At 62.7% G+C, this 12613-nt stretch carries 11 protein-coding genes; 4 read left to right on the forward strand and 7 right to left on the reverse strand.

Annotation, left to right across the window (positions count from 1 at the left end; all coding sequences use genetic code 11):
* The first annotated feature begins 6 nt into the window (after positions 1-6).
* Positions 7-1362 (forward strand): acetyl-CoA C-acetyltransferase, encoded by a 1356-nt coding sequence (locus tag B0E55_RS02545; protein WP_019747140.1) that lies wholly within the window; start codon positions 7-9, stop codon positions 1360-1362.
* A gap of 294 nt (positions 1363-1656) precedes the next feature.
* Positions 1657-3966, forward strand: coding sequence for a VanW family protein (locus tag B0E55_RS02550; RefSeq protein WP_080909017.1), 2310 nt, complete (start codon positions 1657-1659; stop codon positions 3964-3966).
* Positions 3967-3970: 4 nt separating this feature from the next.
* Here the strand turns inward: B0E55_RS02550 and B0E55_RS02555 are convergent, their stop codons facing one another.
* From B0E55_RS02555 to B0E55_RS02565, 3 genes are all read right to left on the reverse strand, one after another.
* Entirely contained in the window at positions 3971-4954 is a 984-nt protein-coding gene (locus B0E55_RS02555) for an LLM class F420-dependent oxidoreductase (RefSeq protein ID WP_197941691.1), read from the reverse strand.
* A gap of 85 nt (positions 4955-5039) precedes the next feature.
* On the reverse strand, positions 5040-5528 hold the full coding sequence (locus B0E55_RS02560) for a hypothetical protein (protein ID WP_019747143.1): 489 nt from the start codon (positions 5526-5528) through the stop codon (positions 5040-5042).
* The gene (locus tag B0E55_RS02565) at positions 5525-5770 is read right to left on the reverse strand and encodes a helix-turn-helix transcriptional regulator (RefSeq protein WP_019747144.1); all 246 of its coding nucleotides are present in this window, start codon (positions 5768-5770) and stop codon (positions 5525-5527) included. Before B0E55_RS02565 ends, B0E55_RS02560 begins: the two co-directional genes overlap by 4 nt.
* 65 nt (positions 5771-5835) lie before the next feature.
* Between B0E55_RS02565 and B0E55_RS02570 the strand changes: the two genes are divergently transcribed.
* Positions 5836-6414, forward strand: a complete 579-nt coding sequence (locus B0E55_RS02570; RefSeq protein ID WP_020968602.1) for a nucleotidyltransferase family protein — start codon at positions 5836-5838, stop codon at positions 6412-6414.
* Here the strand turns inward: B0E55_RS02570 and B0E55_RS02575 are convergent.
* Entirely contained in the window at positions 6411-8423 is a 2013-nt protein-coding gene (locus B0E55_RS02575; RefSeq protein ID WP_019747146.1) for a YhgE/Pip domain-containing protein, read from the reverse strand. The genes B0E55_RS02570 and B0E55_RS02575 overlap by 4 nt on opposite strands.
* A gap of 5 nt (positions 8424-8428) precedes the next feature.
* The gene (locus tag B0E55_RS02580; RefSeq protein WP_019747147.1) at positions 8429-9151 is read right to left on the reverse strand and encodes an ATP-binding cassette domain-containing protein; all 723 of its coding nucleotides are present in this window, start codon (positions 9149-9151) and stop codon (positions 8429-8431) included.
* 179 nt (positions 9152-9330) lie between these two features.
* On the opposite strand from B0E55_RS02580, the gene B0E55_RS02585 reads away from it, so the two are divergent.
* The gene (locus tag B0E55_RS02585) at positions 9331-9960 is read left to right on the forward strand and encodes a hypothetical protein (protein WP_241840959.1); all 630 of its coding nucleotides are present in this window, start codon (positions 9331-9333) and stop codon (positions 9958-9960) included.
* 85 nt (positions 9961-10045) lie between these two features.
* Here B0E55_RS02585 and B0E55_RS02590 read toward each other — a convergent pair whose 3' ends face one another.
* Entirely contained in the window at positions 10046-11881 is a 1836-nt protein-coding gene (locus B0E55_RS02590) for an acyl-CoA dehydrogenase (protein ID WP_020906438.1), read from the reverse strand.
* Between the two features lie 89 nt (positions 11882-11970).
* On the reverse strand, positions 11971-12603 hold the full coding sequence (locus B0E55_RS02595) for a class I SAM-dependent methyltransferase (RefSeq protein WP_019747150.1): 633 nt from the start codon (positions 12601-12603) through the stop codon (positions 11971-11973).
* Between the last annotated feature and the right edge of the window lie 10 nt (positions 12604-12613).

Genomic DNA, 12613 nt, shown 5'->3' on the forward strand with positions numbered 1-12613 from the left:
ACGCAAGTGACAAGCAAAGCCCGTTCAAACGCAAAGCCCGCCGCACCGCGCACCGCACCGGCCGCAGCCGCTGCGAAGTCCGCAGGTCAGCGCCGTCCGGTTGCGATCGTCGGCGGAAATCGCATTCCGTTCGCACGCTCGGACAAGGCGTACGCACAGGCGTCCAACCAGGACATGTTCACTGCGACGCTCGACGGTCTGGTGAGCCGATTCAATCTGCAGGGCGAGAAGCTCGGCATGGTCGTCGGCGGTGCGGTGCTCAAGCACAGCCGTGATTTCAATCTCATTCGCGAGTCCGTTCTCGGCAGCGCGCTGAGCCCGTACACGTCGGCGTACGACCTTCAGCAGGCGTGTGGCACGGGACTGCAGTCGATCATCGCCGTCGGCGACGCCATTTCGGCCGGCCGCATCGATTCCGGCATCGGCGGCGGCACGGACACCACGTCCGACGCCCCGATCGGCGTCAACGATCAGGCGCGCGAGTTCCTGCTCTCCCTCAATCGCGCGAAGTCCACGGGCGACCGCATCAAGCTGCTCGGCAACGTGCGTGCGGGCATGCTCGGCCTCGAAATTCCGCGCAACGGCGAGCCTCGCACCGGCAAGTCGATGGGTGACCACGCTGCGATCACCGCCAAGGAATTCGGCATCAAGCGCGAGGACCAGGACGAACTTGCCGCTGCCAGCCACAAGAACATGGCAGCTGCCTACGACCGCGGTTTCTTCGACGACCTCGTCACCCCGTTCCTCGGCCTGACCCGCGACGACAACCTCCGTCCCGGTTCGACCGTCGAGAAGCTGTCGACGCTCAAGCCTGTCTTCGGTACCAAGCTCGGCGACGCGACGATGACGGCAGGCAACTCGACGCCGCTCACCGACGGCGCTTCTGCAGTGCTGCTCTCCACCGACGAGTGGGCAGCCGAGCGCAATCTTCCGGTTCTGGCGCACCTCGTCGATTCCGAAACCGCTGCCGTCGACTACGTCCACGGCAAAGACGGGTTGCTCATGGCTCCCACGTACGCGATTCCGCGTTTGCTGGCCCGCAACGGTCTGACCTTGCAGGACTTCGATTACTACGAGATCCACGAAGCCTTCGCTTCGGTGGTTCTGGCAACCCTGCAGGCCTTCGAGTCCGACGAGTACTGCAAGGAACGCCTCGGCCTCGACGGCGCGTTGGGATCGATCGACCGAAGCAAGCTCAATGTCAACGGATCGTCCTTGGCTGCAGGTCACCCGTTCGCGGCAACCGGCGGACGTATTGTGGCTTCCCTCGCAAAGATGCTCGCGGAGAAGGGTTCGGGCCGCGGTCTGATCTCGATCTGTGCGGCCGGCGGCCAGGGTGTCACGGCGATCATCGAGCGGTAACCGCTCCACAATCTCCCCACGCGACTGAAAACTGCGCTCACCTGCAGTGATCGTGGCGAGGGGATGCGTAATCGGGGATCCGGCCACGAGGGGTGGCCGGATCCCCGAACTCTTTGCAAACTTTTTCGCGCAGGCGTGTAACGCTGCAGAATAGCTACCGATATTCATGACAGCCCCGTGTTGCTGCCTGACCCCCGACCTGGCAGCAACACGGGGCTCTCGTATGTCCGGATATCCTGTATTGAGTTGTCGGTGAGCGCCGCAGCGACGGTTGATGCAGCGAGGAGCCAACAGGTGAGTGACGAAGAGGGTCCGTCCGTCGAGAAGACGAACAGCGAGGACTCGTCCCTCCCGGAACAGGAACTCGAGTCGGTCGAGGAACCTCAGGCGGTCGAAGAGACCGAGTCGGTCGAGGAACCCAAGACCCCTGAGGACACCGAGGCGGTTGTCGAGGCTGAATCAGTAGGACCTGAACCAGCCGAAGTACCAAGGCCTGTCGACGAAGACGCAATCGATTCCACAGAAGCGACAGTCGACGAAGCAGAAATCGAGCCGACCGACGTCGAGACAACATTCGACGAGCCGACAATCGACGAGCCGACAATCGTCGAGCCCACAATCGTCGAACCGGCCATCGACGAATCGGCAAACGAGGTCACCACCGTCATCCCAGTCGTCCCAGCGGAGGACGCACCGCCGACGGAAGTAGTCGACTCGGCTCCGGCGACAGAAACCATCGACGAGCAGACAGAGCAGTTCGAGCCCCCGGCAGTGGTGGTTCCCCCGAAGCCGCCGCGTCCCGAGTTCGTGCAGCAGTACGACACCCAGCAATTCGAACCCATCCAGCAGCAGTACGAGCCTGTTGTCCGCGAACCAGAGGCAGTTGCACCACCAGCACCGCAACAACAGCCAGAAGCGCCCGCTCCGGCTTCTTCCCGTAAGTGGGTCAAACCAGCGATAGCACTCGGCGCCATCTTTGCCGTCGCAGTGATTGCCTACGGAGTGGACATCTTCACGTCGTCGGGGAAGACACCACGCGGCACCCAGGTCGCCGGGGTGGACATCGGTGATCTCACGCCTGCCGACGCAGAGGCCACGCTGCGCGCCGAACTCGGCCCAAGGCTCGTCGAACCGGTAGCGGTACATGCCGGCGGCGTCGATGCCGAGATCGTTCCCGCATCTGCGGGTGTGGACGTCGACTGGTCGGCGACGCTCTCGGGCGTGAACGCTCAGCCGATCAACCCGATCACCCGCATCACGTCGTTCTTCGGCTCCCGCGAGGTGCCCGTGGTGTCGACGGTCGACCAGGGTGCGTTGGATGCCTCGATGTCGCAGCTTGCGGCGAACAGCGATCGTGCGCCCGTCGAAGGCGCAGTCGTGTTCGAGAGTGGGAAGGCGACGGGTGTTTCACCTGCCGCCGGGCAGGCTCTCGAAACGCAGCAGGCGGGCGCAACGTTCGCCGCGGAGTGGTCTGACGGTGGCGTCGTCGATCTTCCGGTCGACGAGGTGCCGGTGACGGTCACTCAGGCCGGTGTCGATCGCGCACTGCAGGAGATTGCCATTCCGGCTGCCTCGGGTGATGTCGTGGTCAACGGCCGTGACGGCAAGGTTGCGACGCTCGGCGTCGACCAGATCGGTGAGGTTCTGACCTTCACCCCTGACGGCTCGGGTGGGCTGACTCCGCAGTACAACACGGATGCTGCGATCAAGATTCTGACTCCGCAGTTGGTATCGACTGAAGTACAACCCAAGGACGCGTCGTTCACCTTCGCCGGTGGTAAGCCGTCGGTTGTGCCGGGTGTTGTCGGTGATCTGATCAACTGGCCGGACACGGTCAAGGAACTTCCGGTTCTGCTGGGCAGCACGGCGTCTCGGGCAACACCCGCCGTGTACGGACCGGTCCCGCCGGCGTTGACCACCGAAGCCGCGGATGCCCTCGGCATCAACGAGGTGATCGGCGAATTCACCACCGGTGGTTTCGAATACGCGTCTGGTGTGAATATCGGCCTGGCCGCGTCGGAGATCGACGGGGCCGTGATCAAGCCAGGGGATACGTTCTCGCTCAACGAGTACACGGGTCCGCGCGGTGCGGCTCAGGGATACGTCGAGTCGGGGATCATCAACAATGGTCGCCCGGACAAGGCTGTCGGCGGCGGTATCAGCCAGCTCGCGACGACGCTCTACAACGCGACGTATTTCGCAGGCATGGACGACGTCGCGCACACTGAGCACAGTTACTACATCTCGCGGTACCCCGAAGCGCGTGAGGCGACCATCTTCGATGGTGCGATCGACTTGCAGTTCCGTAATCCGGCGAAGACCGGCGTGATGATCGAGACGATTGCGACGTCGTCGAACATCACCGTTCGGATCTGGGGAACCAAAACCGTCGATGTCGCTTCGACGACCGGCCCGCGTACGTCGCCGACATCGCCGAACACCGTGACGTTGCCGGAGGGGCCTGGTTGTGTGGCTTCGAGCGGTGCGCCCGGATTCACGGTCAGCGACACCCGCGTGATCACCGACCACGCGAGTGGCGCCGAGATTTCCTCGAACACCCGGACCGTCAAGTACGACCCGGTGCCGATCGTGAAGTGCGAGTAGGGAACTACTTGCCGACGAGTGGGCCGAGGGTGCGGCCCGCGAGGTCGACGATGCCTGGCTCTTCGCCGTTGGTGATCAGGTTGATCACGACGCCGTCGATGCCGTGGTCGAGGATGCGCGTCTGAACCTGCTCGGCGACGTCGTCCGGGCTGCCGACGAAATGGCGTTCGGTGGCCTTGGCGACCACGTCTTCCGGCGCCGTGGTGATGTCGAGGCCACGCTCCGCGAGAAACGTTCGCTGATGCGCGCGAGCCTTGTCGCCGTCCTCGTCGATCATCATGAACGTGAGGAAGCTGGTCTCGAGGGTTGCGGGATCGCGACCGGCTTCGTCGCAGCGTGCCGCAAGTGCTTCCATCTTGCGCGGCAGTTCCGAGGGGTCGCAGATGATGTTGAGGTGATCCGCGAAGCGAGCGGCGAGGCTGAACGTCTTCTTCTCACCGCCACCGCCGAGCAGGATCGGCAGGTCGTCGCGGACTCGAGGCTCGTTGATGGCGTCCTTGACGTGGTACCACTTGCCGTCGAAGGTGGGGCGCTCACCGCGGAGCATCGGCGCGATGATCTGCAGTGCTTCGTCGAGTTTCTGGAAGCGCTCGGTGAACGTTCCGAACTCGTATCCGAACGAATTGTGTTCGAGTTCGAACCAACCGGCGCCGATGCCCAGGATGGCCCGACCGCCGCTCACCACGTCGAGGGTGGTGACGGTCTTGGCGAGCATGGGCGGATTGCGGTAGGTGTTTCCCGTGACCAGTGCAGACAACTGGATGGTCTCGGTGGCCGTCGCCAGCGCGGAGAGCGCGGAGTAGGCCTCGAGCATCGGGGCGTCCGGCGCTCCGATTCCGGGGAGTTGGTAGAAGTGATCCATCACGAATGCAGTGTCGAAGCCTGCGGCTTCGGCTTCGCGGGCCTGCGCTATGACGGTGGGGAAGAGGTCCTTGACCGGACCGCCGTAGCTGAAGTTGGGCATCTGGTATCCGAGGCGAGTGCTCACCGTTTCGACGTTACTCGCGATCGGTTGACCTGGCACGATTTTACCAACTCTATGGATTCCGTTGTGCCGGGCAGACTTCCGGAATTCAGAGAAGTTCTTCGGCCGCTTCGCGTCGCTTGGCGCGCTGCTGGTGAAGCTTGACTGCCGCGATTGCGACGCCGCCACCGACGATTCCGCCGACGAGAGCGCCGACCCACGTGGACGATTCTTCGTACGAATCGAATTTGAGGCGCGCCATGATGCCGACTGCGGCGACGAGGTACAGCGCGATGCTGATCACGACCCGGGGACGGTTGTAGTTGGACAACACGTAGACATCGACGTCGCGTCGAAGTGCATAGACAATCGTGACCACCGAGCCGAACAGCGCGACGATCAGCAGCGCGAGCGAGATCCACGCCCCTGTTCGGCCGGCGACCCAGGGCAGAATCGCCGAGCTGACGAAGACTGCCCAGAAGACACTCTGCAATCCCACCGCCGAGGCTTCGTTCCAGACGTCGCGCTGCCGCTCGTCCTTGTAGAAGTCGTCGTCCAGATCTCCGACGAACCGCATTGCCTTCATCATGGTGCTCATGCCGTCTCCTCTGGAATTTCTGCGGTGAGTGCCGATTCGGGTAAGGGGAAGAGCGCTTCGACGGTGGTCCCCAGTGCCAGTGCCAGGCGAAGTGCCAGGTAGACACTCGGTGCGTAGTCGCCGCGTTCGACGGAGACGATGCTCTGTCTGCTCACCTGACCTGCCGTGGCCAGTTGCGCCTGGGTGAGGCCGGCGAGGCGTCGGTGCTCCCGCACGTTGTTGTCGCCGGCCTTTCCAGTCATAGGAAAAGTAAAGAATACTTGTCACATGATGTCAAGTTTACTTGTCATATGAGAGGCTGACGAGCATGCGTGAACGATTTCTCGAGATCGCCCTGGCCAATCCAGTGGTCGCAACGATCGTGGATCGGGCGCCGAAGCTGGGATTGCCGGAGTGGTACCTGACGGCGGGTGGGCTCTTCCAAACCGTCTGGAATCACATCGACGGCCGTGACCTCGGCGCCGGAATCAAGGACTACGACCTCTTCTATTTCGACGCCGGCGATCTGAGCTACGACGCGGAGGACCGTGTGATTCGTTCGGCGGCAGAACTGTTCGCCGATGTGGATGCCGATGTCGAAGTACGCAACGAAGCCCGCGTGCACCTGTGGTACGAGCAGCATTTCGGGATTCCCGGCGTTCCGTTCACCAGTTGCCGCGACGCTATCGACCACTTCGCTTCCACAACTTGCTGTTTCGGGATCACCAAGGCCGCGGGCGGCACTGTGGACGTGTATGCCCCGCATGGATACGACGATCTTTTCGACATGATCGTCCGCCCCAACCCGGTGCTGGCGCCGAGAGAGGTTTACGAGGCCAAGGCGGCACGGTGGCGCAGGGAATGGCCTGCGCTGACCGTGGAGCCTTGGCCGGAGACCCTGACCTAGACTTCGATCGGCGGATGCAGCCTGTCCATGGTCCATTGCCGATTTCGGCGTGCAGCAAGTGAACTGGCCCCGAGTGAGGCGACGAGAAGGCCGCCGAGGACGGCGATCGAGACCCACAGTCTCGAGTCGATACCGCCGACGGTGAGTTGTCGTAGCCCGTTCACCGCGTAGGTCATCGGGTCGAAGGGGTGGATGATCTGGAACGGTTTCGCGGTGGTTTCGACGGGATAGATGCCGCCGGCCGAAACCAGTTGCAGCATCAGGAACGCCAGGGTGATGACGCGTCCGACGGATACTCCGAAGATGGCGTTGAATGCCTGGATCAACGCCATATACGTGGCAGTGATGAGCATCAGGAATCCGACGGTGCCGAGGGCGTGTGTGGGGTGCAGGCCGACGGCGAAGTGCACGACCAGGTACATCACGATCACCTGGCAGATGCCGATGAGCAATGCCGGCCAGTACGAGGCGAGGACCACTCGCAGCGCGCCGAGTCCGTTTGCGATGGGCCGGTTCTGGAGCGGCTTGAGCAGCATCCAGGTGATGATGCCGCCCACGAACAGCGCGAGGGGCAGGAAGAACGGAGCAAAACCGGTACCGAAGGTGCTTGCCCGGTTCTCGTAGGTCTCCTGTAGTTCGACCGGGCTGGAGAGGGTTTGAGCGGTTGCGGTTCGCTGCTGATCGGTCCAACTGGGAATCTGACCGGCGCCCTCGGTGAGTTTGGTCGCGAGTTCGGCAGACCCGGCACGGAGTTGCTCGGTGCCGTCGGCGAGTTTGGCTGCACCATCGGAGAGTTGGACGCTGCCGTCGGTGAGTTGAACCAGTCCACTGCTGAGGGTTTGCGCGCCGTCGTTGACTTGCTGACCGCCGTCACGCAGCTGCACCAGGCCGTTGCGGAGTTCACCGCCGCCGTTGGCCGCGGCATTCAGCCCGGCTCGGAAGGTGCTCGACGGATCGTCGAGTTGGTAAGCGAGTTGTTGTGCACCGCTCTTGAGTTCGCCCAGTTGGCCCATGGTCGCTTCACCGAAACCCTGAGTGCGCAGCATGTCCTGGGCAGGCGCGAGGGCATTGGCGATCTGTTGGCTGACAGGATCCGGGTTCAGCCGAAGGCTGGCCACCGCCTGCCCGACCAGTTGTGCAACGTCTGCCTGTGTGTTCCCGAGGACGCTCAGTTGGTCGACGACCTGGGTGACGCCACCACTGAGTTGGCTTGCGCCGTCGCCCAGTTGGACGGCTCCGAGATCGAGTTGCCCCAAACCGTCGGTCAGTGCGAGGACACCGTCCGTGGCGGTATTGATACCGGTCGAGAGTTGCGCTGTACCGCCGGCAAGAGTGGCTGCACCGTCACGTGCGGTAACCATGTTGTCTGCCAGAGTTTTCGAGCCCGACGCCAATTCGCCGGCTCCGGCATTGGCAGTGTTCACTCCGGCCGAGAGCTGGAGCGCTCCGTCGGCGGCCTGCTTCAAACCTGCACCCGCATCGGTCAATCCGACCAGAACCGTCTCGACGGACTGCGCGCCGATCTTGTCGCTGACTTGACTGAGAACCTGCTGGGCGGCATTTTGGCCGATGATGGTGCCGAGGTAGTTGTTGACGTCGTTGAAGGTGAACTGCAACTGAGCTTTGTGGGGGTCCTTGGACGTCGGGGAGGCAACGGCCTCGCTGAAATTCTCGGGCAGAGTGAGAGAGAAGTAGTACGTCCCGTCCGAGACTCCCTGTTCGGCTTCCTGCTGTGAGACCAGGTGGAGATCGAGCTCACCGGAATCGAGAAGTGCTTGGCTTACTTCGTCGCCAGCCTTGAGCTCTTGACCCTGCACCATTGCACCGCGGTCGGTGTTGACCAGTGCGACGGGGACCTTGTTGACCTCACCGAACGGATTCCAGAAGGCCCACAGGTACATTGCGCCGTACAGCAGTGGCATCAAGATGATGGTGACGAGTGCGATCCTGGGCATCGCGCCGCGGGAGAACCGCTTGAGTTCGGTTCCGAGAGACATTCCAGCGAGCATCGCGGTTACCTCGCCCCTTCTTGGTCGGGATTGGTGACTTCTTGGAGCAGGGCGACGGCATCGATGGGTGATCCGTCGGGCAGCGGGTTGACGGTCGACGCGATGATGGTCTGGTAGCTCCCCATCTCGACGAGTCGCTCGACGAGGTACGCGCGTTCGGAGTCGCGCCGCACCTGTTCGAGATCGTCGACGACGAGCAGGGCCGGCTTCTTCGTGTTCGCGACGGCGATACGCAGCAGGGTCGCCTCGAGTTCCCCGAGATCGCTGACGTACCGGCCGAGCGCAGGTAAGGGATGATCGCCGAAGACGGGAGCGCACACCGCTTCGAGTTCGCGGTCTCCGGCACGTCCGATGAGCTTGTACCAGGGCGCATCCCAGCGAATTTGTTCGGTGATCAGATCTCGGACGGTGACGGACTCGGCAAGCTCGTCGATGTCCTCGAACCCGGCGACCCCGGCGATCTCGAAGATCTCTCGGGGACGCGTTCGACCGAAGACGGACAGTGATCCGGAACTGGCTTTCATTCGTCCGCTGAGTGTCAGAAGTAAGGACGTACGTCCTGAACCGGCGGAGCCTTCGAGGATGGTCACACCGCCTGCACGAATCTCGAGATTGACGGGTCCGAACACCGGCCCCCATGGGCCGTCGAGCGCCAAGTCCGTGGCGGTCAATGCCAGTTCAGGGGCGTAATCGAGTTGTGCGTGCTCTGGTGCGACCACGATGATCACCTGTCTGTTGATCTACTCGGCCTTCGAAAGAACCGAGTGCTGGTTCAGTGGACGTTCGTGCTCACCCAATCACATCGGTAGCGGGTGAGCGGTCCCACGAATGGGATGTGTCGGACACGATCGGTAACTTGGAGACCGAACGGTATGTATTCTGTTGGAAACGGGCAGGGGGTGTCGAGGTGCCGGTTCGTAGACGCGGTATGTGCGCGTTACTGGTCATGGCCGCCCTGTCAGTTGTCTCCTGTGGCGGTGAGCGCGAGTCGCCCCCGTTCGTGTCGAGCGAGAGGCTTTTCGAGTTCACCGGTCGCAATGTCGGACCCTTGACCGTTCCGCCCTTGCCTTCCGATCGGCACGAGTCCGAAGCAGCGCCATACGGAGCCATCACCCTGTCCGGTGGGTGGAGCGGCGCAGCCAATGTCTCGCTGCCCGGATCCGTCACGTGTTTCGAGCACAACTGGGCGGATTCGCTGCCCGCCGGTCACCGTCAGTGGGCCTACGAGGTGCACACGAGTTCCTTCTACGAGTACGACGGCGGCGGCGAATATCCGGGGCGTGATTTCCAGTTGCAGGTCTACGTGAACGAAAACCCGGAACCAGGTCAGTCCGGGGCGACGATGATGTTCTCGGATCAGAGCGGACAGTTCGTGTCCTTCGGCGGCGGCGTCGACAATTCCATCGAAATAGTCAGTTCTCCGGACCGCAGACGCGTGGCGCTTTCCCTGGTAGGAACGGCGGCACGGCCCGGCGAACAACCGACGACGTCCGTACTGTCCGCACAGATCAGTTGCCCGACCGTCGAGCGCAGATGACCACAGATTGCCTTGACTGCCGAGCATGAAAATGCCGGTCCCGAAACATTCTCGGGACCGGCACTTTTCATGAATCAGGAACGAATCAGAATGCTGCTTCGTCGATCTCCATGATGTCGTTCTCGGTGTTCGCGATGATCTCGCGTGAAGCGGTGAGCTCGGGCAGGACGTTCTTGGTGAAGAAGGACGCGATGGCGACCTTGCCCTCGTAGAAGCCCTTGTCCTTGTCGGAAGCGCCGTTGTCGAGTGCTGCGAGAGCGATCTCGGACTGGCGGAGGAGCTGCCAGCCGATGAGCAGGTCGCCGACGGACATCAGGAAGCGGACGGAGCCGAGGCCGACCTTGTACAGCTCGGTGGGCTGCTCCTGAGCTCCCATGAGGAAGCCGGTGAGCGTGGCAGCCATGGCCTGGACGTCTTCGAGTGCGGTGGCGAGCAGTGCGCGCTCCGCCTTCAGGCGACCGTTGCCGGCTTCGCTGTCGATGAAGGTCTTGATCTGTCCGGCAACGTGAGCGAGGGCGACGCCGCGGTCACGAGCGATCTTGCGGAAGAAGAAGTCCTGAGCCTGGATGGCCGTGGTGCCTTCGTACAGCGAGTCGATCTTGGAGTCGCGGATGTACTGCTCGATCGGGTAGTCCTGCAGGAAGCCGGAGCCACCGAGGGTCTGCAGGCTGTCCGTCAGGTACTGGTACGCACGCTCGGAGCCGACGCCCTTGACGATCGGGAGCAGCAGGTCGTTGACGCGGAACGCGGTGTCCTTGTCTGCGCCCGAGACGAGCTGGGCGACAACCTCGTCCTGGTGTGCTGCGGTGTAGAGGTACACCGCGCGCAGGCCTTCGGCGTATGCCTTCTGCATTGCCAGGCTGCGACGCACGTCGGGGTGGTGCGTGATGGTCACGCGCGGTGCTGCCTTGTTGGTCATCTGGGTCAGGTCAGCACCCTGAACGCGCTGCTTGGCGTAATCGAGAGCGTTGAGGTAACCGGTGGAGAGGGTGGCGATTGCCTTGGTGCCGACCATCATTCGAGCGTGCTCGATGACGTCGAACATCTGGGCGATGCCGTTGTGGACCTCGCCGACCAGCCAGCCCTGTGCGGGGATGCCGTGGCCACCGAAGGTGACCTCACATGTGGCGGAGACCTTCAGGCCCATCTTGTGTTCGACGTTGGTGACGAAGACGCCGTTGCGCTCGCCGAACTCTTCGGTCTCGAAGTTGAAGTGCGTCTTCGGGACGAAGAACAGGCTCAGGCCCTTGGTGCCGGGTCCGGCGCCTTCGGGGCGAGCGAGAACGAGGTGGAAGATGTTCTCGAACAGGTCGTCCGAGTCGGCCGAGGTGATGAAGCGCTTGACGCCCTCGATGTGCCAGGAGCCGTCGTCCTGCTTGATCGCCTTGGTGCGTCCGGCACCGACGTCGGAGCCGGCGTCGGGCTCGGTGAGGACCATCGTGGCGCCCCATCCGCGTTCGACGATGGTGGCTGCCCACTTCTTCTGCTCTTCGGTGCCGTTGTTGAACAGCACGTCCGCGAAAGCGGGTCCGGCCTGGTACATGTGCGCTGCAGGCTGTGCGCCCAGGATCAGCTCACCGATGGCCCACACGACGGAGCGGGGAACCGGCACGCCGCCGACCTCTTCGCTCAGTCCCATGCGGTACCACTCGGCATCCCACAGAGCCTTGAACGACTTCTTGAAGGATTCCGGAAGTGCAACGGTGTGCGTCTCGGGATCGAAGACAGGGGGGTTGCGGTCCGCGTCGGCGAAAGATTCGCCAAGCGGTCCCTCGGCCAGGCGTGCGACCTCTGCCAGCATGTTGCGGACAGTGTCGGCATCCAGGTCGCCCCAAGCGCCTTCGCTCAGTGGCTTCTCCAGTCCGAGAACCTCGAAGAGGTTGAACTCCAGGTCCCGAACGTTGCTCTTGTAATGGCCCATGTCTTCTGCTTCTCCCAGTGAGGTGGTGCGGTCCAGCACTCCTAGTACCGCCCGAAGTTTATTACTCGTCGGTAACTTAATACATGTTACTAGCCGTTCTTTGCATTGCCAACACCGGATTTGCGTCCGATGACAAGCGCGTCGACCGCGATTCCCGTTTCGGTGTGTCTGTGCGGATTTCCGGCGATCTCGAACTCGAGCCTTCCTTGGAATTCCTGCATCAATTCTTCTGGTGTGTAAAGGATTTCGGGATCTTTCGGTCCGCCGACGCCGTAGTCGATGTTGCTTCGGTCGTGCCCCAAAATCATGAGGATTCCGTCAGGTTTCAGAGAATTTATGGCACGGTTCACAACCAGGGTGCGTTGTGGTGCGGGCAGATGAAGGTAAAGAAGCAGGGCCAAGTCGTATCCCTGCCCATTCCTGGAGGCGTAATCCGCGACGGTGACGTCGCCGCATCGGTAGTCGAGCCGGTCGAGAACCGATCGGGGCGAGCGGGCCGCGATCGTGCGGGCTTTCTCGATCGCGACGGCCGAGTAGTCGATGCCGGTGACCTCCCAACCGCGGGTCGCGAGCCACAACGCGTTACGGCCCTCGCCGCACGCCAGGTCGAGTGCCTGGCCGTGGGGGAGGGCCGTCGCGTATTCCACCAGCAGTTCGTTGGGAGGAGCGCCCCAGACGAGCTCGGTTTCTTCGTACTTCTTGTCCCAGGCCGCCGCATCCATAGATGACGAC

The organism is Rhodococcus sp. 66b (assembly GCF_002076325.1).
Classification (GTDB): domain Bacteria; phylum Actinomycetota; class Actinomycetes; order Mycobacteriales; family Mycobacteriaceae; genus Rhodococcus_F; species Rhodococcus_F erythropolis.

Excerpts from the sequence above, each read along its gene's own strand:
- B0E55_RS02575 (WP_019747146.1), bottom strand. The coding sequence starts at position 8,423 with ATGCTCGCTGGAATGTCTCTCGGAACCGAACTCAAGCGGTTCTCCCGC.
- B0E55_RS02565 (WP_019747144.1), bottom strand. The coding sequence starts at position 5,770 with ATGACTGGAAAGGCCGGCGACAACAACGTGCGGGAGCACCGACGCCTC.
- B0E55_RS02595 (WP_019747150.1), bottom strand. The coding sequence starts at position 12,603 with ATGGATGCGGCGGCCTGGGACAAGAAGTACGAAGAAACCGAGCTCGTC.
- B0E55_RS02590 (WP_020906438.1), bottom strand. The coding sequence starts at position 11,881 with ATGGGCCATTACAAGAGCAACGTTCGGGACCTGGAGTTCAACCTCTTC.
- B0E55_RS02560 (WP_019747143.1), bottom strand. The coding sequence starts at position 5,528 with ATGAGCACCATGATGAAGGCAATGCGGTTCGTCGGAGATCTGGACGAC.
- B0E55_RS02570 (WP_020968602.1), top strand. The coding sequence starts at position 5,836 with ATGCGTGAACGATTTCTCGAGATCGCCCTGGCCAATCCAGTGGTCGCA.